General features: G+C 72.5%; 20 protein-coding genes. 13 read left to right on the forward strand and 7 right to left on the reverse strand.

Translation table 11 applies throughout. The features are described from left to right. Positions 1-224: 224 nt before the first annotated feature. Positions 225-1,889: an FAD-dependent oxidoreductase gene (locus JQN83_RS09150; protein WP_244252063.1), complete on the reverse strand. Its 1,665-nt coding sequence runs from the start codon at positions 1,887-1,889 to the stop codon at positions 225-227. Positions 1,890-2,259: 370 nt separating this feature from the next. Here JQN83_RS09150 and JQN83_RS09155 point away from each other — a divergent pair, with 370 nt between their 5' ends. The 12 genes from JQN83_RS09155 to JQN83_RS09210 all read left to right on the forward strand — a co-directional run bounded on the left by JQN83_RS09155 (position 2,260) and on the right by JQN83_RS09210 (position 17,304). Next, positions 2,260-2,439, forward strand: coding sequence for a hypothetical protein (locus JQN83_RS09155; RefSeq protein ID WP_204960481.1), 180 nt, complete (start codon positions 2,260-2,262; stop codon positions 2,437-2,439). Positions 2,440-2,539: 100 nt separating this feature from the next. Further along, positions 2,540-4,540, forward strand: a complete 2,001-nt coding sequence (locus JQN83_RS09160) for an acyltransferase family protein (protein ID WP_208566636.1) — start codon at positions 2,540-2,542, stop codon at positions 4,538-4,540. A 111-nt stretch (positions 4,541-4,651) separates the two neighbouring features. Beyond that, entirely contained in the window at positions 4,652-5,578 is a 927-nt protein-coding gene (locus JQN83_RS09165) for an alpha/beta fold hydrolase (protein WP_208566637.1), read from the forward strand. 215 nt (positions 5,579-5,793) lie between these two features. After that, positions 5,794-6,735, forward strand: a complete 942-nt coding sequence (locus JQN83_RS09170; protein ID WP_208566638.1) for an ABC transporter permease — start codon at positions 5,794-5,796, stop codon at positions 6,733-6,735. Then, on the forward strand, positions 6,732-8,693 hold the full coding sequence (locus tag JQN83_RS09175; protein WP_208566639.1) for a dipeptide/oligopeptide/nickel ABC transporter permease/ATP-binding protein: 1,962 nt from the start codon (positions 6,732-6,734) through the stop codon (positions 8,691-8,693). Before JQN83_RS09170 ends, JQN83_RS09175 begins: the two co-directional genes overlap by 4 nt. Next, entirely contained in the window at positions 8,690-9,571 is an 882-nt protein-coding gene (locus JQN83_RS09180; RefSeq protein ID WP_208566640.1) for an ATP-binding cassette domain-containing protein, read from the forward strand. The genes JQN83_RS09175 and JQN83_RS09180 overlap by 4 nt, the downstream gene beginning before the upstream one ends. Before the next feature lie 51 nt (positions 9,572-9,622). Continuing rightward, on the forward strand, positions 9,623-11,194 hold the full coding sequence (locus JQN83_RS09185) for an ABC transporter substrate-binding protein (protein ID WP_208566641.1): 1,572 nt from the start codon (positions 9,623-9,625) through the stop codon (positions 11,192-11,194). A 157-nt stretch (positions 11,195-11,351) separates the two neighbouring features. Beyond that, complete coding sequence (locus tag JQN83_RS09190) at positions 11,352-12,530, forward strand: nucleotide disphospho-sugar-binding domain-containing protein (protein WP_208566642.1); 1,179 nt, start codon at positions 11,352-11,354, stop codon at positions 12,528-12,530. 105 nt (positions 12,531-12,635) lie between these two features. Then, positions 12,636-13,940, forward strand: coding sequence for a lipopolysaccharide biosynthesis protein RfbH (gene rfbH / locus JQN83_RS09195; protein WP_208566643.1), 1,305 nt, complete (start codon positions 12,636-12,638; stop codon positions 13,938-13,940). A gap of 218 nt (positions 13,941-14,158) precedes the next feature. Next, entirely contained in the window at positions 14,159-14,530 is a 372-nt protein-coding gene (locus JQN83_RS09200; RefSeq protein ID WP_208566644.1) for a YciI family protein, read from the forward strand. Beyond that, complete coding sequence (locus JQN83_RS09205) at positions 14,527-15,744, forward strand: RNA polymerase sigma factor (protein ID WP_208566645.1); 1,218 nt, start codon at positions 14,527-14,529, stop codon at positions 15,742-15,744. The genes JQN83_RS09200 and JQN83_RS09205 overlap by 4 nt, the downstream gene beginning before the upstream one ends. A 324-nt stretch (positions 15,745-16,068) precedes the next feature. Beyond that, positions 16,069-17,304, forward strand: a complete 1,236-nt coding sequence (locus JQN83_RS09210) for an acyltransferase family protein (protein ID WP_208566646.1) — start codon at positions 16,069-16,071, stop codon at positions 17,302-17,304. Between the two features lie 294 nt (positions 17,305-17,598). Here the strand turns inward: JQN83_RS09210 and JQN83_RS09215 are convergent, their stop codons facing one another. Further along, positions 17,599-19,191, reverse strand: coding sequence for a DHA2 family efflux MFS transporter permease subunit (locus JQN83_RS09215; RefSeq protein ID WP_208566647.1), 1,593 nt, complete (start codon positions 19,189-19,191; stop codon positions 17,599-17,601). Between the two features lie 113 nt (positions 19,192-19,304). Here JQN83_RS09215 and JQN83_RS09220 point away from each other — a divergent pair, with 113 nt between their 5' ends. After that, complete coding sequence (locus JQN83_RS09220; protein ID WP_208566648.1) at positions 19,305-19,676, forward strand: YciI family protein; 372 nt, start codon at positions 19,305-19,307, stop codon at positions 19,674-19,676. A gap of 91 nt (positions 19,677-19,767) precedes the next feature. Here the strand turns inward: JQN83_RS09220 and JQN83_RS09225 are convergent, their stop codons facing one another. From JQN83_RS09225 to JQN83_RS09245, 5 genes are all read right to left on the reverse strand, one after another. Further along, a complete protein-coding gene (locus tag JQN83_RS09225) occupies positions 19,768-20,955 on the reverse strand; it encodes an acyl-CoA dehydrogenase family protein (RefSeq protein WP_208566649.1) in 1,188 nt (395 codons plus the stop codon). Positions 20,956-21,034: 79 nt separating this feature from the next. Continuing rightward, positions 21,035-22,612, reverse strand: a complete 1,578-nt coding sequence (locus JQN83_RS09230) for a GMC family oxidoreductase (RefSeq protein ID WP_208566650.1) — start codon at positions 22,610-22,612, stop codon at positions 21,035-21,037. A 172-nt stretch (positions 22,613-22,784) separates the two neighbouring features. After that, positions 22,785-23,267: an SgcJ/EcaC family oxidoreductase gene (locus JQN83_RS09235; protein WP_145919654.1), complete on the reverse strand. Its 483-nt coding sequence runs from the start codon at positions 23,265-23,267 to the stop codon at positions 22,785-22,787. 99 nt (positions 23,268-23,366) lie between these two features. Continuing rightward, positions 23,367-23,822 carry an SgcJ/EcaC family oxidoreductase gene (locus JQN83_RS09240; RefSeq protein ID WP_208566651.1) on the reverse strand — a complete coding sequence of 152 codons (456 nt, stop codon included), beginning with the start codon at positions 23,820-23,822 and terminating at the stop codon, positions 23,367-23,369. Between the two features lie 31 nt (positions 23,823-23,853). Further along, a complete protein-coding gene (locus JQN83_RS09245; RefSeq protein WP_208566652.1) occupies positions 23,854-24,336 on the reverse strand; it encodes an SgcJ/EcaC family oxidoreductase in 483 nt (160 codons plus the stop codon). Positions 24,337-24,474: the final 138 nt, after the last annotated feature.

Genomic DNA, 24,474 nt, shown 5'->3' on the forward strand with positions numbered 1-24,474 from the left:
CCGGCTCATGTCACACCTTCCCGGCACACCATGCCGTCCGGGCACGCCGGATGACCGCCTCACCTCGCTTGGCCCGTCTTACGGCACTCGTCGTCGTCCCGGTCTCGGTGGGCAGTTCGAGCAACGGCCCCGTCCTATGGCAGCTCGGCGCGGGTCGGGGTGGGCGGGCAGGGCGCAGCCGGAGCCGGTTCCCGCGCCGGCTCCGGCTGCTGTCCCTGGGCCGGTCAGGACCCCGACCGTTGCCCGGCGTCCACCGGGCCGTCCTCCACCCCGGCCGCCGACGGGGCCGACGGCGGCGTCGACGCGGCACCCGTCGAGGGCACCGGGGCAGCCGCAGGCGACGGGACCGGCATGGACGGGCCACCCGACGGAGGCGACAGGACCGGCTTGGGTGAGGAATCCGGCGCGGCCGACAGGACCGGTGCGGGCGAGAGACCCGGTGCGGGTGACGGGACCGGGGAGGTGGCCGGCATGTCCCGGGCCAGGCGGAGCACCCGCACCAGCAGCGGCAGCCGCCACAGTGTGCGCGGCGGGTCGACCAGTCCGGCGACCCGCATGTACGCCCGGGTGACCTCCGGGTCCTTGGTCATCGCGTACTGGAGGCGGACCAGATAGGCGTTGTGCAGCCGGATCGGCAGCGACCGCGGCCCCACCCCGGGGAAGTCCAGGTCGGTGCGGGTGGACAGCTGCCACGGGTGGCGCATCAGCCGCGCCACGTCCCGCAGGTAGGAACGGCCGTCGGCGGCCGGTTGCCGGTCGAGGAACCGGCGCAGCGCGGTCACCTGCATCGCCGCGGCCGTCATCCCCTGGCCGTAGACCGGGTTGAAGCTGCACACCGCGTCGCCGAGCACGGCCAGCCCGGCGGGGAACCGGGACAGCCGCTCGTAGTGCCGCCAGACGCTGGCCGGGAAGGTGAACGACACCGCGTCGCCGGTCGGGTCGGCGTCGCGGACCGCCTGGTGGATGTCGGCCACCGGCAGGGTCCGGACGTACTCCTCGAAGCCCGCCGGGTCGGTCGGTGGGTGGTCGCCGAGGATGCCGGTGAGGCTGAGCCGGAAGTCGCCGGTGGCGGTCTGCCCGAAGAACGCCCCCCGGGGGTGCTCGGGAGAGGCCACCGGGTTGATCGCCACCGGGCCGTCGAAGGTGCCGGGCCGTCTGCGGTAGGTGCGGGTGGTGTACGCCAGCCCGATCGTCATCCGCTCCTCGACCGGCCGTTCGTAGCCCAGCTCGGTCAGCCAGACGGGCAGCCGGGACCCCCGGCCGGTGGCGTCGACCACCAGGTCGGCGTCGAGGCGTTCCTCGGGGCTGCCCGGGGTGCGTTCCTGGATGCGGATTCCGGTGACCCGGCCCCGGTCCCCGGTGGCCACCAGCCCCAGCACGTCGGTGTGCTGCCGGTAGGTCACGTTGGGCAGCCCGGCCACCCGGGAGCGCAGGTAGTTCTCCAGCACCGGCCGGTTACCGGCGACGGAGAGCAGCCCGGTCTCGGTACGGGCGATCGGGCGGGCGTTGAAGTACCAGCGCATCAGCCCGAAGTCGCGTACCGGCAGGCCCAACTCCTTGGCGTCGTCGAGCAGGCCGGGGAAGAGGTCGGACAGGATCAGGTAGCCCCGGGCGTGCAGCCCGTGCGCGTGCACGGCGTGCGACGCGCCCTTGCGCATGCCGGTGACCCCGAGCACCTCGTCGCGGTCCACGACGACGACCTCGCGGTACCAGTCGGACAGCACCCGGGCGGCCAGCGTGCCGGCGATGCTGCCGCCGGCCACCACCGCCCGGTCGCCCAGGATGCGTGGCGTCACCGGGGCCGCCGGCCGACCGCCGAAGACGGCGCGTAGCCGGTCGGTCACCCCACCGCTTCGCGCGGTACTGCTCGCTGCGACGTGGTCGCCCATCTGCGGTGCCTCCCTGAACTCGGTCGGCGGCCCACGCGGGGCGGGGACGGGAAGCGCCCCGCCGCGCACACCGCCGGGCGTGCGGCTCGCCAGGTGTGCTGCCCATGGAAGCAGAGGACGCGGGTGCCGCACTTCCTCGAACGTGCCCAATGCGGACGGTCACCGGTGCCGCGGCGGCCCCGCCGGTCGGCACGGCGCGGGCCGGCCGGCGGAGTCGGCCCGCCGGGGCTGAGCACGCTCGGAGATGACCCCCCACCTCGGCGGTTCCATCCTCGAACCGGGTACGACGGGTGCCGCCGACAGTCGCGGCCCCGGCGGCGCGGTGCCGGCACCGGCACCGCGCGGACGGCCGAGACGAGGAGGCGGACACGTGCCGCAGGTGACCGAGAACGAGGACGGGACCACGACCTTCAGCATCAACTCCGCCGAGCTGCGCCGGCTGCGGGACCTGGTCCTCGACCGGGTGCCCGAGCTGAAGCGGGCGGTGGAGCTGGCGGAGAGCCCCGAGGTGCGCACGACGCTGCGGTTCGTGCGGTCCGTCATCCGCTGACCTCCGGCCCGCAGGACGCCGGCGACGACCATCCCGCGTGCCGTGGGTCCCGGCCGGCTTCCGGTCGGCGCACCGCCGGCCGGACCGAAAGGACGAGTAGATGAGCGTGACGACCAGGGACGGCGGGGCCTCGGCCACCGCGGGCAGGGCGGGCGGTGACCGGGACCCGGCGATCTTCGGCATCCGCGGGTTGGCGGCGTTGGCGCTGCTGACGGTGCACGTGGCGATGTTCTCCGGGCTGTTGGGCACCAAGGCGCTGGGTACGCCCCGACCACCGAGCAATTTCCTCGGCGCGTTCTTCGTCAGCGGGCTGCCCTCGTTCATCGGGGTGTTCTTCGTCCTGCCCGCGCTCTACCTCTACCTGCCGTTGGCGCGGGCGATCATCGCGGGCCGGCCGCGTCCGCCGCAGGGCGCGACGATGGTCCGCCGGCTGATGCGGCTGCTGCCGGCGTACTACCTGATGTACCTGGTGGTGCTGGTGGCGTTGAACCGGGACGCCATCGACGGCCCCTGGTACGTGCTGCGCCCGCTGCTGCTGTTGCAGATCTACTCGCCGAGCCCGTTCGCGCCGCACTTCATCAACGGGATGGAGGTCAGCTGGACGGTGCCGAGCATGGTGCAGTGGTACCTGGCGCTGCCGCTGATCGCCTGGGCGAGCCACCGCTTCGCCGCCCGGGGGGCGACCCCGGTGGCGCGGGCGCGACGGCTGCTGCTGCCGGTGCCGGTGCTGATCGCCATCGGTGTCGGTTGGCTCTTCTTCGTCAAGGGCAACGGCTGGGACAACCGGATGGTGTTCTGGTGGCCGCAGGGGTTCGCGCCGACCATCGGCATCGGCCTCGGCCTGGCCGTACTGCTGGCGTTGTCGCAGGTGTCGCCCGGGGACACCCCCCGGCTGCTGCGGTTCGCCGCGCTGCGCCCGGGGCTGTTCTGGGTCGCCGCGATCGCGGTCTACCTGGTCAACTGCGCCCGCCCGTTCAGTGTGATCGGGATGGACGCGATCTACTCGACCAGTGGCCTGTTCATGACGTACCTGATGGTGGCGCTGTTCGGGTTGTTCGCGTCGCTGCCGCTGGTGTCGCCGGGCGCGGCCCGGACCCGGATGGTGGACGCGGTGCTGACCGCCCGCCCGGTGGTCCATCTCGGCAAGGTCTCCTACGGCGTCTACCTGTGGCACTTCGCGGTGATGCACTTCTACCTCCAGCCGGGGGCGGTGTTCAGCGGCGCCGTCCGCCCGATCCGCGAGCTGTACGGCACGGCCGGGTTCTGGGAGTTGGAGACGGTGACCCTGCTCGGTGCGGTGCTGCTGGCCACGCTCAGCCACCGGCTGTTCGAGCAGCCGCTGGCCGCCCTGGTGGACGCCGCGCTGGCCCGGCGACGACGGTCGACGCCGCGACCACCGGCGCTGCTGCGGGCTCCGCTGCTGGCGGCAGCCACCGTCGACGTGCTGTCCCCGCCGCAGGCCGGGGCGGCGGTGGCGGCGGCGGTCACCGACCGGGACGCCATCCAGGCCAACCTGGTGGACCTGGAACGGCACCTGGACCGGCACCTGCTGGCCGCCGCCGAGCTGACCGGGGAGTCGGCCCGCCGGTGGGCCGCCGCGCGGGCGGATCTGGCGCAGTTGTGGACCGTCTACCACGCCTACTCGGCGGTGGTCGACGAGGTGGTCGGGCCGTTCGCCGGCCCCGGCCAGCCTTCGGGGGCCGAGCTGGCCCGGGTCAGTGCCCTGCTCGACCAGGCGTCGGTGGTGGTCACCGGCCCGCCTCCGCCGCTGGCGCGGCGGCGGATCACCGACGACGGCCGGGTGGAGTTGACGGTCGCGGCGGCGGTGGCCCGGATGGACGAGCTGTTCCGGGGCATCGCCGAGGTGGTGACGGCGGCGGAGGCGGTGTGGGAGACGGCCGGGGCACGGTTGGACCGGATCGACGCGGCCCTGGCCCACCGGGCCACCGGGGACGGGACGGACCCGGAGCCAACGGTGCAGCGGGCCGGGCGGCTGCGGGCGGCGCTACGGACGGACCCGTTGGCCCGCTGGCGGGACGGGACCGTGGTCACCGACGACCTCGACGAGTTGCTCCGCTCGTTGGAACATCTCGTGGCATAGCCGGCGTTTTACACGGTTTGCTCAGGCGGCGGGGCGGATAATCATCCCGCACGGTGACCGGCGGTGGTCGCGGAATTCCCGCGCGTGGTCCGAGGGCATGAGGAGACCGTCTTGAGTACACATCGGACCGTTGGCGACGAGGACCTGTTGGCGGGGACGGAACGACACGTCCCCGCCAACGGCGTGCGGCTCTGCGTGGGCACCTTCGGCTCGCCGGAGCACCCGGCCCTGCTGCTGGTCAGCGGGGCGTCCAACTCGATGGACTGGTGGGCCGACGGGTTGTGCCGGCGCCTCGCCGACGGCGGCCGGTACGTGGTGCGCTACGACCACCGCGACACCGGCCGATCCACCGGCTGGCCGGCCGGCTCCCCCGACTACCACTTCGACGACCTGGTCGCCGACGCCGCCGCCCTGGTGGAGCAGCTCGACCTGGGGGCCGCCCACGTGTGGGGCATCTCGATGGGCGGGGCGATCGCGCAGCGGCTGGCCGTGGAGCATCCGCAGCGGGTCGCCTCGCTGACGTTGAGTTCGACCAGTCCCGCCCTGCGGATCGGCGAGCGCCCCTACGACGACCTGCCGCCGATGTCGAAGTCGCTGATGGCCAGCTTCGGCGAGTCCCGCCCCGACCCGGACTGGGCCGACCCGGACTCCGTCGTGGAGCACATCGCCACCGGTCAGCGACCGTTGACCGGCAGCGTCGCGCTGGCCGGGGCGGAGCTTCGGGAACTCGTGGCGCGGGCGGTGGCACGCACCGTCGACATCCGGGCCAGCCTGGCCAACCACTGGTCGATCGACGGCGGGGCGGAGTACCGCGACGCGCTGGGCGGGATCACCGTACCGGCCCTGGTGGTGCACGGCACCGAGGACCCGCTCTTCCCGTACGGGCACGGGGAGGCGCTGGCCGCCGAACTGCCGGTCGCCCGGCTGCTGCCGCTGCCCGGGGTGGGGCACCAGATGCCGCCCCGCGCGACGTGGGACACGCTCGTGCCGGCAGTCCTGGCGCACACCGGTGGCGGCCCCGGGAAACCCACCGGGTGAGCACGTCTGCGGAAGACAACCGCGCCTCCGCTCTGCCAGCGTGGACACGGCCCCTGACGCACCGCTGATCACGGACGTCGGTGGGTCGACCCTGACCACCGACGGCTGGAGCGTGACGCCATCAGATTCGACCACGTCGGCGACCCGGCCGGCCGTACGTCCACAGGGGGGATCGACACCCGGCGGGGTGCCGGTGCGGACGGCCACCGGTGGCCATGGTCCGGCTAGTCCTGCGCCGGCTGGCCTGGACCGGGCCGTTGCTGTTCGTCGTGTCGGTCCTGTGCTTCCTGCTGATCTCCTTGGTGCCCGGTGACCCGGCCCGCACGGTGCTCGGCCCGCTGGCCCCGCCCGAACAGGTCGAGGCCCTGCACCGGCAGATGGGGCTGGACCGCCCGCTGACCGTGCAGTACCTCAGCTGGCTGGTCGCCGCCGTGCACGGTGACCTGGGCCGGTCGGTGAGCACCGGCACCTCGGTCGGCCCGCTGATCGCCAGCCGGTTGGCCCCGACGCTGTCGCTGATCCTGCTGGCCACGCTGACCGTCGGCGTGGTCGGCACCGCCCTCGGCGTGCTCAGCGCCGTCCGGGGTGGACCGCTCGGGCGGCTGGTCGACGTCGCCTCCGTGGTGGGTCTCGCCGTACCCGGATTCTGGCTGGCCCTGGTGCTGATCACCTGGTTGGCGGTGCGGTGGCGGCTGTTCCCGGCCACCGGCTACGTCCCCTTCGGGGAGTCCCCGGTGGGGTGGCTGCGGTCGCTGGCGTTGCCGGTGGCCGCGACGTCGCTGGCGGCGGTAACCGCGGTGGCCAAACAGACCCGCGACTCCATGTTGGACGTGTTGAGCCGCGACTTCGTGCGGGTGATGCAGGCCAACGGCCTGTCCGTCCGCTCGATCGTCTACCGGCACGCGTTGCGGACCGCCGCGGTGCCGGTGGTCGCGCTGCTGGGGGTGATCTCCGCCAGCCTGCTCGGCGCGACCGTGCTGATCGAGAACATCTTCGGCCTGCCCGGCCTGGGCTCCGGGGCCGCGCTCGCCGCCGCCCAGCACGACATCCCGGTCCTCCAGGGGGCGGTGGTCTGCTACACCCTGATCGTCGTGGTGATCGGCCTGCTCGCCGACCTCGCCCAGGCGTGGCTGGACCCCCGGGTGGGGGCCCGGTGAACCGGCCGGCGGCGGTGGCGGTGCGGGTGTTGCGCCGCCCACTGGTGCTGCTCGCCGTGCTGTGGCTGCTGCTGGTGCTGGCCTGCGCCCTGCACCCTGAGCTGGTCACCGGCCGGGACCCGGTCGACCAGGACCTGCCGGCCGCCCTGGGTGGGCCGTCGGCCGCCCACCCGCTGGGCACCGACCGCCTCGGCCAGGACCTGCTCAGCCGGCTCGCGTACGGCGCGGCGGGCACGCTGTGGGGGGTGCTGGTGGCGGTGCTGACGGCCACCGTGGTCGGGGTGGGTCTGGGCCTGCTCGCCGGCTACCTCGGCGGGGTCGTCGACGCGCTGGTCGGCCGGCTGGCCGACCTGCTGTTCTCGTTGCCGGCCATCGTGATCCTGCTGGTGGTGGTGGCCGTCTTCCCGGGCGACGTCACGATCGCCATGCTGACCTTCGGGTTGCTGCTCTCCTCCGGCCTGATCCGGGTGGTCCGGGCCGCCACCCGGTCGACCCGGGAGGAGCTGTTCATCGCGGCGGCCCGGCTGGCCGGGCTCTCCACGCCGCAGATCCTGCGCCGCCACGTGCTGCCCCGGCTGCGCGGTCTGGTCATCGTCCAGGCGTCCCTGGTCGCGGCGATCGCCCTGGTGATGCAGGCGAGCCTGGCCTTCCTCGGGTTCGGGCCCCCACCGCCGGAGCCGAGCTGGGGCGGCATGATCGACGAGGCCCGGATGGTGATCGTCCGCCACCCGTGGGCCCTGGTTCCGCCGGGGCTGGCGGTCGCGTTGACCGTGCTCTCCTTCGTGCTGCTCGGCGACGCCGCCCGCGACGGCGCGACCGCCGCCTGGGCGACGACGAAACTGGCCCGCCGACGCCGGCGGTCCGGCCGGCGCCGAACCCACCCCACGGTGCCCGCGCCGCGCCACCCCACAGGGTCCGCGCCCGCCCACCCCGTCGAACCGGCGCCGGCCGGCGGGCCGGGCCACGCCGACACGTTGCTGTCGGTACGCCGCCTGTCGGTCCAGCTCCCGGGTGGTCCCGCCCGGGGCGCGCGGACCGGCACCACCGTGGTCAGCGACGTCGACCTCGACGTCGGTCCGGGGGAGATCGTCGGACTGGTCGGCGAGTCGGGCTGCGGAAAGACTGTCACCGCGCTGAGCATCCTCGGGCTGCCCCCGGGCGACGGGCAGCTCACCGGCAGCTGCCACTTCGCCGGCCTCGACCTGGTCAGGGCCGACGACCGGCAGTGGCGCACGGTGCGGGGCCGCCGGATCGGCTACGTCGCGCAGGACCCGATGGTGAGCCTGGACCCGACCCTGCGCGTCGGCGTGCAACTCGCCGAGGCCGTCCGCCGGCACACCGGGCTGGGTCGACGACCGGCCCGGGCCCGGGTGCTGACGCTGCTGCGCGACGTCGGCCTGCCCGAACCGGATACCGCCGCGCGACGGTATCCGCACCAGTTGTCCGGCGGGATGGCCCAGCGGGTGGCGATCGCGTTCGCGTTGGCCGGGGACCCGGAGCTGCTGATCGCCGACGAGCCGACCACCGCGTTGGACGTGACCCGGCAGGCCGAGATCCTGGCCCTGCTCGCCCGGACCAGCCGGGAACGGCGGTTGGCCGTGCTGCTGGTGACCCACGACCTGGGGGTGGTGGCGGCGCTCTGTGACCGGGCGGTGGTGATGTACGCCGGTCAGGTCGTCGAGTCCTGCCCGGTGACCGAGCTGTTCGCCCGCCCCCGGCACCCGTACACCCGGGGGTTGCTGGCGGCCGATCCGCACCGGGCGTCCCGGGCGGGCCGGCTGCCCACGATCACCGGCACGGTGCCGGCCCCCGGGCAGTGGCCGACGGGGTGCCGGTTCGCGCCGCGCTGCCCGCTGGCCACCGAGTCCTGCCGGCACGCCCCGGTGCCGCTGGACCGGCTCGGCCCGGCCCACGCCGTGCGCTGCGTACGGCCGGACGAGGACCGGGTGGCGGCGTGAGCGGGCGGCCGTTGCTCGCGGTGCACGACCTGGTGGTCGACCTCGGACGCCGACGGTCGGCGACGCGGGTGGTGGACGGGGTGAGCCTGACCGTGGCCGCCGGAGAGACGGTCGGCCTGGTCGGTGAGTCCGGTTCGGGCAAGTCGACGATCGCCCGCGCGGTCCTGGGTCTCACGCCGGTGACCGACGGCCGGGTCCTCATCGACGGGGTGGACGTCACCCATGCCGGCCGGCGGCAGCGCCGGGCGCTCAGCGACGACGTGCAGCTGGTGTTCCAGGACCCGTTCAGCTCGCTCAACCCGGCCCGCCGGATCGGCGACAGCCTGGTCGAGCCGCTGCTCAACCGGCGGGGCGTCGACCCGGCGCGGCGGCGGGTGCTGGTCGCCGAGGCGCTGCACCGGGTGGGTCTGCCGGCCGAGTCGGCGCACCGCTATCCGGGGCAGTTCTCCGGTGGGCAGCGGCAGCGCATCGCCCTGGCGCGGGCCCTGGTCGGCAGCCCCCGCCTGCTGGTCACCGACGAGCCGGTGTCCGCGCTGGACCTGTCCGTCCGCGCCCAGATCATCAACCTGCTCGCCGATCTGCAGGCCGAGCTCGGTTTCGGTCACCTGTTCATCGCCCACGACCTGGCGGTGGTGCGGCACCTGTCGCACCGGATGGTGGTGCTGCACCGGGGACGGGTGGTCGAGGCCGGTGACGCCGAGACCGTGTACCGGCGGCCCACGCACCCGTACACCCGGGCGCTGCTGGCCGCCGTGCCGGTGCCGGACCCCGTCCGGGCCCGCGCCGCGCTGGCCGCCTTCGCCCGGCAGCCGCCCCCGGCCGGTCCGGCCCCCGACCTCGGGGTCGACCCGGCAGCCGACCGGCACCCGACCTCCTGACCACACACCCTGCTCCCCCTCGACACCGGCGTCCGCCGGGAAAGGATGGCCATGTTCGCGCATCGTCCGCGCCGAAGCGTCCACCAGGTACGAGTCCTGGTCGCCGCCGCGCTGCTCACGGTCGGCTCGCTGACCGCCTGTTCCGGCACCGCCGAGCCGGGGGGCGGCGCCGACGACGCCGTCCTGACCATGGCGGTGGCGGCCCCGCCGACGCTGGACCCCTACAAGGCCAACATCGACCTGAACAACATTCCGACGGTAGCGCTGGCGTACGCCCCACTGATCCGGATGAACGCCGACCGGACGTTCACCGGGGAGCTGGCCGAGTCGTTCGGCTACGTCGACCGGCAGAACAAGGTCTTCCAGCTCAAGCTGCGCCCGGGGCTGACCTTCGCCGACGGCACCCCGCTGGACGCCCCGGCGGTGGTCAAGTCGCTGGAGTACATGCGGACGGTCAGCCCGAAGGCGAAGACCTGGGCGGCCACCATCACCAGCGTCACCGCACCCGACGCCGCCACGGTGGTGGTCACCAACAGCGCCCCGAACCCGGTGATGCGGCAGCTGTTCAGCCAGGCGATCCTGTCCGGCTCGGTGGTCTCCCCCGCCGGGCTGACCGATCCGGGCCAGCTCGCCCAGCGCACCTTCGGGGCCGGCCCGTACCAGCTCGACCCGGCCGGCACGGTGGCCGGCGACCACTACACCTACCTGCCCAACCCCCGGTACTGGAACAAGGAGGGGCAGCACTGGAAGAAGGTCGTGGTCCGGGTGCTGCCGGACGCGAACGCCACCGTGCAGGCCATCCAGGCGGGGCAGATCGACTATGCCGCGCTCAACGCCGACGCCGGTCCGGCGGTCGTCGCCGCCGGGCTCAAGCACATCACGGCGAGCGTGGCGGTGCTCGGCATGGTGCTCGCCGACCGCGACGGCACCGTCGCCGCGCCGCTGCGCGACGTGCGGGTACGCCAGGCGTTGAACCACGCCATCGACCGGGCCACGATCGCCAAGACCATCTTCGGCGAGTTCGCGCACCCGACCAGTCAGATCGCCGCCCCCGGTTTCGACGGCTACCAGGCGGCCCTGGACGACCGCTACCCGTACGACCCGGACCGGGCCAAGGCGCTGCTCACCGAGGCGGGTTACCCGAACGGCTTCACCGTGAAGGCCGAGGCGCACACCCCCGGCATCGCCGCCGTCGCGCAGGTGGTGGCCGGGCAGTGGAAGAAGATCGGGGTGACCGTCGAGCTGACCACCGACACCCAGGTGCCGCAGTGGCTGGAGCACGTGATGTCGCGCAAGTTCCCGGTCACCGCGTTCGGCTACGGCAATCTGCCGACCTACCTGTCCTCTCTGGACTTCATGCGGCCGGTGGCCAACCCGTTCAACCCGTACGCCACCGACGACGCGCAGTTGAAGCAGTTGCTGCAGCGGGCGGTCGCCGAGCCGGAGCCGACCACCCAGGCGGGGTTGTTCCAGCAGGCGGTGGCCCGGCTCACCGAACTGGCCTGGTTCGCCCCGGTGGTGCGGATGGACGGTATCGCGGTGACCGGCTCCCGGGTCGCCCCGCTGGAGGCGGCGGCCGACAACGGGCTGCCGAGCGTGGTGACGGTCCGCCCGGCCGGCTGACCACCGCCGGTCCACAGTGGTCTTACGGGCGGCGGGTACGACGGCACGCTGGGAGGTGTCCGGCCTCCCGGCCTCTGCCACGATCTACTGGTAATGGTCACTACCGGTATCCGTCGCCGCGCAGTTCCGGCGGCGCCCTGAGCCGTCGGAGCCGCAGATGCGCGTGCTGATCACCAGCGCACCGATGCACGGCCACCTCTTCCCGTTGGTGCCGCTCGCCTGGGCGCTGCGGGCGGCGGGGCACGAGGTGCTGGTCGCCTGCACCGAGCACTTCGTGCCGACCGTGACCCAGGCGGGTCTGCCGGCGGTCTCGGCCGGGCCGGGGATGGACATCCGCGAGCTGGTGCGGCCGGATTCGCCGCACGGCATCGAGGACGACCCCTACGGACACGGCGAGGTCTTCGCGACAATGGCGTCGCGGAACCTCGCCGGCACCCTGGCGACCGTCCGGTCCTGGCGACCGGACCTGGTGCTCGCCGAGCGCTCCGAGTACGCCGGCCCGGTGGCCGCCCGCGCCGCCGGTGTCCCGTACGTCGAGCTGCACTGGGGTGTCGCGGAACTCGTCGAGTACCGGGCCGCCGCCGAGACGGTGCTCCGGGGTGACCTGCACCGGCTCGGGTTGACCCGGCTTCCCCGGGCCGATCTGGTGCTCGACCCGTGGCCGCCGAGCCTGCGGCTGCCGCACGCCCGGGCCCACCTGGGGTTGCGGCCGGTGCCGTACAACGGTGCCGCCCGGGTGCCGGAGTGGCTGCTCGACCCGCCGCCGCGGCCCCGGATCGGGCTGACCATGGGGACCGTCCTGCCGCACCTGACCGACGCCGGGATGGGTGGTCTGCTCACCGGGCTGGTCGAGGAGCTGGCGACCCTCGACGCCGAACTGGTCCTGGCCATCGACGACGAGGCCGCCCGTCAGCTGCCACCGCTGCCGTCGGCGGTCCGGTACGCGGGCCGGATTCCGCTGTCGGAGCTGGTGGCGACCTGCCGGTTGCTGATCCACCACGGCGGACAGGGTTCCGCCCTGACCGCGCTGGCCGCGGGTTGTCCGCAGCTCGTGCTGCCCAAGTTCGACGACGCGTTGGACAACGCGGAGGCGATCGCCGCCGCCGGGGTGGGGTTGGCCGTCCGGTTGGACGTGGCGACCCCGCGCGGGGTGGCCGACGCGGCGGGGCTGGTGCTGGGCCAGTCCCGGTTCGCGGTCGCGGCCGGTGCGGTGGCCGGGGAGGTCGCGGCCCAGCCGTCCCCGGCCGAGACCGTCCGGGCGCTCACGCGGTTGGCCCGGCGGGAGACCGCCGGTGCCGCGCCGGCCGGCGGGTCGGCCGTCCGGTGGCCGCGGTGAGCGCCGACGGCCGCCGGGTCCCGCCGGCATCCGGCCGGACCGGCGACCGGCGCGGCCCCACCACCGGTACGCACACCTGTCGCGATCACGAGAAGGAGTCCGGGCATGAGTGACCGTAGAGCGCTGCTGCTCGACGAGGTCCGTAAGTTCCACCAGGACGCACAGCCCAACCAGCCCTTCATCCCGGGGGTGACCGAGATCTGGCCCTCCGGGGCGCTGCTCGACGCCGAGGACCGGGTGGCGCTGGTGGAGGCCGCGCTGGACATGCGGATCGCGGCCGGCCCGCTGGCCCGCAGGTTCGAGTCGGAGTTCGCCCGCAAGATGCACCGCCGCAAGGCGCACCTGACCAACTCCGGCTCGTCGGCGAACCTGCTGGCGGTGAGCGCGCTCACCTCCGACCTGCTGGAGGACCGGCAGCTGCGCCCCGGTGACGAGGTGGTCACGGTGGCCGCCGGGTTCCCCACCACGGTCAACCCGATCCTGCAGAACGGGTTGGTGCCGGTCTTCGTCGACATCGATCTGGGCACCTACAACACCAGTGTGGAGCGGGTGGCCGCGGCGATCGGCCCGAAGACCCGGGCGATCATCCTGGCCCACACGCTGGGCAACCCGTATCCGGCCCGGGAGATGGCGGAGCTGGCGGACGCGCACGACCTGTTCTTCGTCGAGGACAACTGTGACGCGGTGGGCTCCACCTACGACGGTGCGCTGACCGGCACGTTCGGCGACCTGTCCACGGTGAGTTTCTATCCGGCCCACCACCTGACCATGGGTGAGGGTGGCTGCGTGCTCACCTCGAACCTGGCGTTGGCCCGGATCGTCGAGTCGCTGCGCGACTGGGGTCGGGACTGCTGGTGCCCGCCGGGCGAGTCGAACACCTGCCTGAAGCGGTTCAAGTACCAGCTCGGCACGCTCCCCCAGGGCTACGACCACAAGTACATCTACTCGCACGTCGGCTACAACCTGAAGGCGACCGACCTGCAGGCCGCGTTGGGGTTGACCCAGTTGGCCAAGCTGGACGAGTTCACCGCGCTGCGGCGGCGCAACTGGCGTCGGCTGCGCGAGCGCCTCGACGGGGTGCCGCACCTGCTGCTGCCCGAGGCCACCCCGAACAGCGAGCCGAGTTGGTTCGGGTTCGTCATCACCGTCGACCCGGCGGCGCCGTTCACCCGTTCCGAGCTGGTGGCGTTCCTGGAGGACCGGCGGATCGGCACCCGGCAGCTGTTCGCCGGCAACCTGACCCGGCACCCGGCCTACCTGAACCAGCATTACCGGGTGGTCGGCGAGCTGACCAACAGCGACATCGTCACCGAGCAGACTCTCTGGGTGGGGGTCTATCCGGCACTCACCGACGAGATGATCGACTATGTCGGAGCGTCGATCCTGGATTTCGTCGCCGCCCGGGGATGACGGACGGGGAAACGCCTGAAGTCGAGAGGACGAATTCCTTTTCGGCTGCCCTCGCCGACCAGCCGACCCGATGTCGCCGACCCCACCGACGAAAACGACGCGGCACCCTGTGGCCGCGTCGACCTACCCACGCTGAGCTGCACGTCTGTATTGTGTCGTAGCGACGGTGCTGGTTGTGACCTACCGGTGGGACAATCATCTCCGACCTTGGAGGTGCGGTGAAATATCTGATCCTGATCAGCCACAACGAGCAGGCTCGTGACGCGTGGCAGGACATGTCCGACACCGAACGGCAACTGGGCGTCAAGGCCCACGCCACCCTCGTCGAAGACCTCGCCGCCGCCGGTGAACTGATCGTCTCCGAAGCGTTGGCCGATCCGGCGACGGCCCGTCGGGTCCGGGTCGACCGGGGCCGCACCATCGCCACCGACGGCCCGTTTCCCGAGGTGAAGGAGTATCTCGCCGGCTTCTACCTGGTGGAGTGCGACACCATCGAGCAGGCGGTGGCGCACGCGGCCCGGGTGCCGGAGGCGCAACTCGGCCTGGTCGAGGTGCGTCCGGTCCTCGACGCCGCCCGGCCGGACGCGTGACCGTCACCACCGACGTCGAGGACCTGCTGCGCGAGCACGCGCCGCAGGTGCTCTCCACCCTGGTACGCCTGCACGGCGGCTTCGACACCTGTGAGGACGCCGTGCAGGAGGCCCTGCTCGCGGCGGCCGTGCAGTGGCCGGAGGAAGGGTTGCCGGCCAACCCCCGGGGCTGGCTGACCACGGTCGCCTCCCGCCGCTGGACGGAGTTGTGGCGCAACGACGCCGCCCGCCGCCGCCGGGAGCGTGCGGTGGCCGCCCTGACCGCCCCGGAGCCCGGTCGGGTCTCCGCCGTGGACGACACGCTGACCCTGCTGATGCTCTGCTGCCATCCGGCGCTCACCCGGGTTTCCCAGGTGGCGCTCACCCTGCGGGCGGTCGGCGGGCTCAGCACCGCCGAGATCGCCCGGGCGTTCCTGGTGCCGGAGTCCACCGTCGCCCAGCGGATCAGCCGGGCCAAGCAGCGCATCCGGGCCAGTGGCGCCGAGTTCCGGATGCCGGCGCCGCAGGATCGGCCGGCCCGGGTGGCCGCCGTGATGGAGGTCCTTTACCTGATCTTCAACGAGGGTTACACGGCCAGTTCGGGGCCGGCGCTCAACCGGATCGAGCTGACCGCCGAGGCGATCCGGCTGACCCGGCAACTGCACGAGCGCCTGCCCGACGAACCGGAGGTCACCGGGCTGCTGGCGCTGATGCTGCTCACCGACGCCCGACGGCCGGCCCGCACCGGCCCGGACGGGGCGCTCATTCCGCTGGCCGAGCAGGACCGGTCCCGGTGGGACGGGCGGGCCATCGAAGAGGGCGTCGCGTTGATCACCCGCACCCTGGCGACTGCTCCGGTCGGGCCGTACCAGGTGCAGGCGGCGATCGCGGCGGTGCACGACGAGGCGGCCCGCGCCGAGGACACCGACTGGCCCCAGATCCTCGGGCTCTACAACCTGTTGCGGCGCATCGCGCCCGGTCCGATGGTCGCCCTGAACCGGATCGTGGCGGTCGCCATGGTGGACGGGCCGCAGGCCGCGCTCGCGGAGCTGACCGCCGCCCAGACCGATCCGGTGCTGGCCGGTAACCACCGGGTGCACGTCGTGCGGGCCCACCTGCTCGACCTGCTCGGTGACCGGGCGGAGGCCCGGCGGCACTACCTGCTGGCCGCCCAGGCGACGCTCAGCGTCCCGGAGCAGCGGTTCCTGCGGCTACGCGCGACCCAACGGGCCTGACCGGTCGGTGAGTCCGGCGGCCCACGGGCTCCCGAATTCGCTCCCGACCGAGACGCAGAAACGACGAATTAGCCGGAAAGGCCGAAAGGCCGATGCCGGCAACCAAAAGATGAAACAATTTTGACGCAAGCGCGGATGACCATGATTGTCTATGTTTTATAGCCTCCCCTTAGCGGTCGACAGCAACTCCCTCAGTGCTGTCCGGCCGGTCGGCCCGGAGCACGCACCACCTCTTCCGGGGCTACCGGCGCCGCCTATTCCCGACGCCCGACGAACGCGCGGAATCGGGACGGACCCGAGACCGCGGGTAGTGGAGAGCAGAACATGGCCATCCCCTCGACCCCTGTCCCCGGCGCCGCCACGAGCGCCTCCGAACGACTGCACGCCCTCGACGCGGTACGCGCGGGAGCCCTGCTCCTCGGCGTCGTGCTGCACACGACACTGTCCTTCCTGGAGCCCCGCACCTGGGTGGTGGGGGACGTGTCGACGAGCCCGGTGATGAACGGCACCTACTTCGTCATCCACGTGTTCCGGATGACGCTGTTCTTCCTGATCGCCGGCTTCTTCGCCCGGCTGCTGCTGCACCGGCGCGGCACCGCCGGGTTCGTCCGCAACCGGGCGGTGCGCATCCTCGCCCCACTGGCGATCTTCTGGCCGGTGGTGATGGTCTCCACCGTGGTGGCGATCATCATCGCGGCGAACCTGGCCGGTGAGGAGGTGCCCGGGGCCACCCCGATGACCCTGCGCACCTTCCCGCTGACCCACCTGTGGTTCCTCTACTGGCTGCTGGTCCTCTACGTGCTGGCACTGGTCGTCCGCGCGGTGGTCAACCTGCTCGACCCCGACGGCAGCCGGCGCAGTGGACTGGTCGACCCGATCGTCCGCAACGTCGTCGCCCGTGACCTCACCCCGCTGGTCGTCGGTGCCCCGCTCTGCGTCGCCTTCCTGCTCAAGCAGGACTGGCTGCTCTGGTACGGGGTGCCGCCGGCCGAGAACGGGCTGATCCCCAACCCGGTGGGCCTGGTCGCCTACGGGTGCGCGTTCGGCTTCGGCTGGCTGCTCAACCGCCAGGTGGACGTCATCCGGGTGTGGGAGCGGCGGTATCCCCGTAACCTGGTGGCGGCGGTCGTGCTCACCGCGATCGCGCTGGCCATGGTGGGGCTCACTCCGGACACCGAACCCGAGTCGCTGGGCTGGCACAAGGTCGCCTACGCGGTCGTCTACACGCTGGCCGTGTGGGCGTGGACGATGGGCCTGATCGGGGCGGCCATGCGGCACCTGTCCCGGCCGAACCCGTCGATCCGGTACGTGGCCGACGCGTCGTACTGGGTCTATGTCGTCCACCTCCCGCTGGTGATGGCGCTGCAGGCGGCGGTGTCGCAGGTGGCGGTGCCGTGGTTCGTCAAGTTCCCGGCCATCCTGCTGGTCACCTATCCCCTCACCCTGCTCAGCTACCGCTACCTGGTCCGTTACACGTTCATCGGGGCGCTGATCAACGGGCGGCGTCGCCGGAGCGCGGAGCCGGCCGAGGTGGCCGTGCCGCAGACCGCCGCACACTGACCGCCGCACACCGACCGCCGCGCCGCGCGGCCGCCGGTGCTCGCGTGGGCCGAGTCAGCCCCGCCGGAAGGGGGATCCGGCGGGGCTGACGCCTGCCGGGGGGACGGCAGGTTCTCCGGCCCGGACCGGGGGGACGGTCCGGGTGGCACACCGGGACCGGTGCGGCCGGTCCCGGGCTGCCGGCCGGCCCCGGGGGAAGGGCCGGCCGGCCCGTCCCGCACCGACCCGGGGGGGTGGGTCGGTGCGGGGCGGGAACGGCGTCCGGGCGGCGGCAACCACCCGGACGCCGACCGGTCAACGTGCGGGTGGAGCACCGGTCCGGTCGTCGGCGGCGGCCGGGGCACCCGACGGGGTGTCGGCGTCGCCGGTACCGGCCAACGGGGCGTCGGCGGTGGTCTTGTCGGACGGCGTCTTGTCGTCGGGGGTGGCCCAGTCGCCCTGGATGCCGATCTTCTCCAGCAGCAGGAGCACGACGAGGGCGACGACCAGGAGCAGCACCGCGGAGACCCGGTAGGACAGCACGTACCCCTCGGTGGCCGCGACCCTCGCGTTCACCCCCTCGGCGAGCCGGTCCCCGCCCAACCGCAGGGCCAGCGCCACCAGGACCGACAGGCCGAGCGCGCCACCGACCTGCTGCATCACGTTCTGCATGGCGGAGGCGAGCCCGGTGTCCTGGGTGCCCACCTTGTAGAGCGCGGTGTTGGCGGTGCCGGGCATCGCCAGGCCGAAGAAGACGCCCAGCACCAGCATGCCGGGCAGGATGCCGCTGGCGTAGTGGGTGTCGACGGAGATCCCGCTGAGCAGCAACAGGCCGCCGGTGACCCCGAGCAGACCCACGATGATCACCGGCTTGACGCCGAACTTCGGGATCATGCCGGTGGACAGCCCGACGCCGAAGGCGATGCCCAGACCCACCGGGATGAAGGAGAGGCCGCCCTTGAGCGGCGAGTAGCCGAGCACCTGCTGCTCGAAGAGGGTGGTCAGGAAGGTGAACCCGAAGAAGGCGCAGGAGAGGGTCAGACCGACCAGGTAACCCACCGCGCGGGTGCGGTTGGTGAAGAACCGCAGCGGGATCAGCGGTGCGGCGGCCCGCGACTCGATCAGCAGCATCAGCCCGATCAGTGCCAGACCGCCGAAGAGCGGCAGCAGCACCTGCGTCGACAGCCAGGACCGCTCGGCGGCCTGGAGCAGGCCGTAGACGATGGCCACCAGACCCGCCGTGGCGGTCAGCACGCCGGCGAAGTTGAACTTCTGCCCGGTGCGCTCCATCCGGGTCTCGCCGACCAACCGGCCCACCAGGGCCAGCGCGATCACCGCGACCGGGACGTTGACGTAGAAGATCCAGCGCCAGCTGGCGTCGGCGACGATGAGCCCACCGACGACCGGGCCGAGCGTGCCGGCCAGGCCCGACAGGCCACCCCAGATGCCGACCGCCTTGACCCGGTCGGCCGGGGCCGAGAACAGCAGGAAGACGATGCCCAGCGCGGCCGGGGCGGCCAGCGCCTCACCGACGCCCTGGAGGAAGCGGCTGTAGATGAGCATCTCGGGGTTCATCGCGGCCCCGGAGATGACCGAGGCGATGGCGAAGATGACCACGCCGGTGACGAAGATCCGCCGCCGGCCGAACAGGTCGGCGAGCCGGCCGCCGAACAGCAGCAGACCGCCGGCCATCAGCACGTAGCCGTTGACGACCCAGGCCAGCCCGGTCCGGGACATGTCGAGTTCGCCCTGGATGCGCGGCAGCGCGACGCTGACCACGGTCATGTCGATGACGAACATGAACTGGACGAAGCCGAGCAGCGCCAGCGCCTTCCACCGACGGGGATCCGGCCGGTCCGCGGACGCGTCAAGCGCCTCGTCCGAACTCGGTGTGGTACCGGTGCTCATGTGCCCTCCTCGACATCGGCGCACGTCACGTGCGCTTCTGCCTGGATGTCGAAGCTGGCTCGTTGGTTTCGACATACGGGTAAGCAAATAGTTCGAGCCTTCAGGAGGCACCCATGAAGTACCTGATCATGATCAGCCACAACCAGCAGACCCGGGACGCCTGGCAGAACATGTCCGACACCGAGCGGGAGCTGGGCTTCAAGGCGCACATGTCGCTGGTGGAGGATCTGTCCGAGTCGGGCGAGCTGATCGTCTCCGAGGCCCTCGCCGACCAGGGCCAGGCCAAGAAGGTCCTGGTCAGCGACGGCAAGGTCACCACCACCGACGGCCCGTTCCCCGAGGTCAAGGAGTACGTCGCCGGGATCTACCTGATCGAGTGCGACACCATCGAGCAGGCGGTCGGGCACGCCGCCCGGATCCCGGAGGCCAACTTCGGCCTCGTCGAGGTCCGTCCGGTGCTCGGCGCAGGTGGCCCCGACATGTGACGACCCGCACATGCGGGCGGACCCGCGGCACCGACCGGTGCCGCGGGTCCGTTTCTTCGTTCCACCGTCCGCCGTGCCCGGCGGGCGGCACTCAGATGTACGGCGAGTTGGGCTCCAGCCCGCACAGCACCCGACCGTAGAGTTCGAGGTTCGTCGACGGGACCATCAGCGCGTGCAGGTTGACCGCGTACATGTCCCGGACCACCCGCTGCATCGGGGCCTGGCGCAGGATCGACGAGCCACCGCTGGCCATCCCGAGCAGGTCGACGGCGGCCCGCCCGAGCTGGCAGATCGCCCCGATGTCGGCCCGGGTGCGGGCCCGCTCCTCCAACGTCCACGGCTCACCGCTGACGCCCTTGGTGTCGACCAGGTCGGTGATCCGCTGGGCGTGGAACTCGGCCTCGTCGATCTTCATGGTCGCCTCGGCCAGCTGCAGGTGGGTGACCGGGGCCTCCCGCTGCGTCGCGTAGTCGGTGTAGGTGATCTTGCGGTCGAGCCGCTCCAGGAAGAACTCCCGGGCCGCCCGGGCCAGCCCGATCACCGTACCGGCCGAGGAGGCGTTCGCCACCCCGAGCAACGGGTTGCGGTACATCGGCAGGTCCCGGTTGAGCGCCGAGGCGCTCTGCCCCTGGAGCACGGCGGGCATCGGCACGATCCGCTCCTGCGGCACGAAGACGTCCCGGGCCACCGTGGTGATGCTGCCCGAACCCTGCAGGCCGGCGGTGTACCAGTCGTCCACGATCTCCAGGTCGGACAGCGGCACCAGGGCCATCACCGGCCACTGGTTCACCCCGTCCGGGGCGGGGGCCATCGCGATGACCTCCTGCCAGTGGCTGTGCAGGGCGCCGCTGATGAAACTCCAGCTGCCGTTGAGCACCATCCCGCCGCCGGGCTTCGGGGTGCCGCTGGCCGACGGGCTCAACGTCCCGCAGATCCGCACGTCGGGGGTGGAGTAGACCTCGTCCTGCACCGCGTCGGGGAACATCCCGACCATCCAGCCGGGGATCGCCCACACCGACGCCGTCCAGGCCACCGAGCCGTCGCCCCGGCCCAGCTCCACCATCACCTCGTGCAGGGTGCGGGTGTCCGACTCGTAGCCGCCGTAGCGGCGCGGCACCCGCATCCGGAACAGGCCGGCGTCGGCCAGCGCCTCGACCGTCTCGTCGTGCAGCCGCCGGTTCTCCTCCTGCCAGCTGGCGTGCCGGCGCAGCAGCGGCACCAGCTCGCTGGCGCGGCGTACCAGTTCTTCCCTCGGGGGGGCCTCGGTCGCGCTGGTCATCTCACTCCTCCTGTGCGGGTACGGTCGGCGGACAGGACACCGCCCACCGGAACGGACGGGTCGGCGGGCGGGCGGCAGGTCACCGGGCGACCGCCTCGGCCTGCCGGGGCAGCGGCGCGACCCCGGCGATCAGGTCCGCCGCCTTTTCCGCGATGGCGATCACGGCGGCGTTCGGGTTGCCCCGGACCAGGGTGGGCATGACGCTGGCGTCGACCACCCGCAGCCCCTCCAGCCCGTTGACCCGCAACTGCTCGTCGACCACGGTGCCCATCGCGCAGGTGCCCGCCGGGTGGAAGATCGAGTGGGCGTACTGCCGGACGTAGTGCCGCAGGTCCTCGTCGGAGTCCGAGGCCGGCGGCGCGAACTGTCCCTCGGTGTACAGGGCCAGCGCCTTCTGCTGGGCGATCCGGATGCCGATCCGGGTCGCCGCGACCGCGTCGTCGAGGTCGCGCTCGTCCTGGAAGTAGTTGTGCACGATCTTCGGCTTGGCCGTCGGGTCGGCCGAGGCCAGCAGCACGTACCCCCGGCTGCGCGGGGCGATCATCGACGGGCCGTACGAGATCGAGTGGTGGGTGGGGGTGCCGAGCCCGCTGTCGGCGAACATCACCGGCGCGGCCAGGAACTCCGCGTCCGGGGCGGTCAGGTCGTCGCGGGTACGCACGAAGCCGCCGGCCTCCGGCCCGTTGGCCGTCATCGGGCCACGCCCCTCGGCCATGAAGCGTTGCAGGTGCTCGGGCTGGTTGGCGGCGAGCAGGCTGATCGGCTGCGAGTGGGTGTAGACCAGCGGGATCAGCGCGTGGTCCTGGAGGTTCTGCCCCACCTGCGGCTGGTCCAGCAGCACCGGCACGCCGAGCGCGCCCAGCAGCGGGGCCGGGCCGACCCCGGAGAGCATCAGCAGCTGCGGCGAGTTGTACGCCCCGGCGGCGAGGATGACCTCCCGGGACGCGGTGACGGTCAGCGTGTCGTCCAGCCGGGTCCCGGTCACCCCGACCGCCCGACCGTTCTCGATCAGCACCCGGTGCACGTGGACGTTGGTCTCCACGGTCAGGTTGGGCCGGTCGAGGGCGGGGTGCAGGAACGCGGTCGCGGTGCTCTCCCGGCGGCCGTCGCGCTGGGTGAGCTGGAAGAAGCCGAAACCCTCCTGCCCCGCGCCGTTGAAGTCGTCGTTGACCCCGTAGCCGGCGTCGGTGGCCGCCTCGACGAACGCCGACGACATCGGGTTGTTGGCCCGCCCCTCGGAGACCGCCATCGGCCCGCCGACCCCGTGGTAGGTCGAGGCCCCCCGCTCGTTGTCCTCGGACCGCTTGAAGTACGGCAGCAGGTCGTCGAAGCCCCAGCCGGGCTGCGCCCAACCGTCGAAGTCGCCGCGCGCGCCCCGGATGTAGACCATCGTGTTGATCGAGCTGGTGCCGCCCAGCACCCGCCCCCGGGGCAGGTAGACCCGCCGCCGACCCAGCGCCGGCTCCTCGTGGGTGTCGTAGTCCCAGTCCAGGGCGGTGCGGAACAGGGTGCCGAAGGCCACCGGGACGTGGATGTTGTCGGCGGTGTCCCGGGGACCCGCCTCGATCAGGCACACCGTGACGTCGGGGTCCTCGGTGAGCCGGGCGGCCAGGACACACCCCGCTGATCCCGCGCCGACGATGACGTAGTCGTACACCACTGCACCCTCCAAGGTCAGGTTCTCGGTTGTCGGTCGCGGGTCTCCGCGCCACCGGCGGGGACCGGGCGGTCCCCGCCGGGCGTGCCCCGGGGCCGTGGTGATCCGTGATCGGGATCCCGTCGTCACCACGACCGCGGCGGTCGGGCGGTCGTCGTCGACCGCGTCGGCGTCAGCCCCTGATCGGGCTGCTCTGGTGCGAGACCAGCCGGAGCTGGCCGTCGGGTTGGCGCAGCATCACCCAGGTGGCCCGGATGAAGTTCTCCGGCGCGATGTCGTCCTGGCCGGCCATGATGATGCCGCCCTCGGTCACCACCAGAGCGACGTCGTCGGTGAGGAAGGTGACCTCGACCGGCCAACCCTTCACCCGGGCGCCTCGCAGCGGCCCGGCGAAACCCCGGGACATGTACGCCCGGATCTCCTCCCGGCTGGTGAGCTGCTCGTCGCGCATCAGCAGGCTGCCGTTGTCGGTGAACACGTCGGCGAACATGTCGGCGTCGTTGGCCGCCCAGGCCGCCTGGATACGCATGGCCACCGTCAACGCCGCCCGCTCGTCGGCGTCGGTGTACCCCCGGTAGTAGGACGGGTCCTCGGGGACGCCCGCGGCGGCCAGCAGCGCCGAGGCGTCTCCCCAGGGTGCCATGGTCGTGGTCATCGGTTCCTCTTCTCCTCTCGTCGTCCAGGGCCGGGCCGACCCCTCGTCGTCCCGGCCCTGGACGGCCCGCTGGTCACCCCGGCGCAGCCGGGACCGGTCTCAGCCGGTGACCGGGCTGCTCTGGTAGGAGGCGATCCGCCAGTCGCCGTCCTGCTTGACGACGACCCACATGATGCGGACGTTGTCGCCCGGGGCGAGGGCGGCGGCGTCGGCGTAGACGACCCCGCCGACGCTGACCGCCAGCGCCATCGACTCCGAGACGACCTGGATCTCGCTGAACTCCAGGGCCAACCGGGAACCCTTGTACGGGCCGGCGAACAGCTCGCCGAGGTAGGACCGGATCTCGTCGCGGCTCATCAGCTGGTTGTCGCCGACCAGCATGCTGCCGTTGTCGATGAAGAGGGAGGCGAAGCCCTCGGCGTCGTTGGCGTCCCACGCCGCCCGGCAGCGCAGCGGCGCGGTCAGCACCGCCCCTTCCACCCCGTTGGGGAAGTCGCCGTAGTACGAGGCCCACTGCTTGGCGCCGGCCACGAGCGATGCGCCCTCGGTGCTCATGCTGTCTCCTCCTGTCCGAGTGGGTGACCGGTCACCAGCGCAGCGTCGCGCCGGCGCCACGCGGGCTGTTCTGGTAGCCGGCGAGCTGCCACTGGCCGTCGCGCTTGACGACGACCCAGGTGGAACGCACGGCCAGCTCCTCCGCGATCTCCGTCTGGCCGGCGGCGAGGATGCCACCGTGGGTACGGATCAGGGCGGCGTCGTCGGCGATGATCCGCACGTCGACCGGGCGGCCGGTGACCCCGGTGCCCTTGAACGGCCCGGCGTACGCGGCGGCCATGAACGAGCGGATCTCGTCGCGGCCCTTCTTGAACACGTCACCCGGCAGGATCATCACGCCGTCCTCGGTGAACGCATTCGCCACCCCGGCGGCGTCGTTGCGGGACCAGGCCTGCACCAGGCGCAACGGAACGGTGAGGACCTCCTTTTCCTGGTCGCTGGTGAACGACCCGTAATACGCGTCGAGTGCCTTTTCTCCGTCAATGGCCGGAGCCACCTGGGTACCAGTGGACATCGTGGTCGCTTCCTCTCCTGGGACTACTGCGGACAGTGGACACATTCACCCCCGAACGGTCCGTCCGTCCCCCCTATCCTCCGGCGGTCCGACACCGCTGACATCTCCCCGATTGCGATGTCGGAGACCGTTTCCGAG

Origin of the sequence: Micromonospora antibiotica (genome assembly GCF_017599305.1) — a bacterium.
Lineage (GTDB): Bacteria > Actinomycetota > Actinomycetes > Mycobacteriales > Micromonosporaceae > Micromonospora > Micromonospora antibiotica.

What these genes read in the sequence shown, in the direction of transcription:
- JQN83_RS09210 (WP_208566646.1), top strand. Translation starts at nt 16,069, where the DNA reads ATGGCCATCCCCTCGACCCCTGTCCCCGGCGCCGCCACGAGCGCCTCC.
- JQN83_RS09170 (WP_208566638.1), top strand. Translation starts at nt 5,794, where the DNA reads ATGGTCCGGCTAGTCCTGCGCCGGCTGGCCTGGACCGGGCCGTTGCTG.
- JQN83_RS09225 (WP_208566649.1), bottom strand. Translation starts at nt 20,955, where the DNA reads ATGACCAGCGCGACCGAGGCCCCCCCGAGGGAAGAACTGGTACGCCGC.
- JQN83_RS09190 (WP_208566642.1), top strand. Translation starts at nt 11,352, where the DNA reads ATGCGCGTGCTGATCACCAGCGCACCGATGCACGGCCACCTCTTCCCG.
- JQN83_RS09185 (WP_208566641.1), top strand. Translation starts at nt 9,623, where the DNA reads ATGTTCGCGCATCGTCCGCGCCGAAGCGTCCACCAGGTACGAGTCCTG.
- JQN83_RS09215 (WP_208566647.1), bottom strand. Translation starts at nt 19,191, where the DNA reads ATGAGCACCGGTACCACACCGAGTTCGGACGAGGCGCTTGACGCGTCC.
- JQN83_RS09245 (WP_208566652.1), bottom strand. Translation starts at nt 24,336, where the DNA reads ATGTCCACTGGTACCCAGGTGGCTCCGGCCATTGACGGAGAAAAGGCA.
- JQN83_RS09235 (WP_145919654.1), bottom strand. Translation starts at nt 23,267, where the DNA reads ATGACCACGACCATGGCACCCTGGGGAGACGCCTCGGCGCTGCTGGCC.
- JQN83_RS09150 (WP_244252063.1), bottom strand. Translation starts at nt 1,889, where the DNA reads ATGGGCGACCACGTCGCAGCGAGCAGTACCGCGCGAAGCGGTGGGGTG.
- JQN83_RS09160 (WP_208566636.1), top strand. Translation starts at nt 2,540, where the DNA reads ATGAGCGTGACGACCAGGGACGGCGGGGCCTCGGCCACCGCGGGCAGG.
- rfbH (WP_208566643.1), top strand. Translation starts at nt 12,636, where the DNA reads ATGAGTGACCGTAGAGCGCTGCTGCTCGACGAGGTCCGTAAGTTCCAC.
- JQN83_RS09220 (WP_208566648.1), top strand. Translation starts at nt 19,305, where the DNA reads ATGAAGTACCTGATCATGATCAGCCACAACCAGCAGACCCGGGACGCC.
- JQN83_RS09240 (WP_208566651.1), bottom strand. Translation starts at nt 23,822, where the DNA reads ATGAGCACCGAGGGCGCATCGCTCGTGGCCGGCGCCAAGCAGTGGGCC.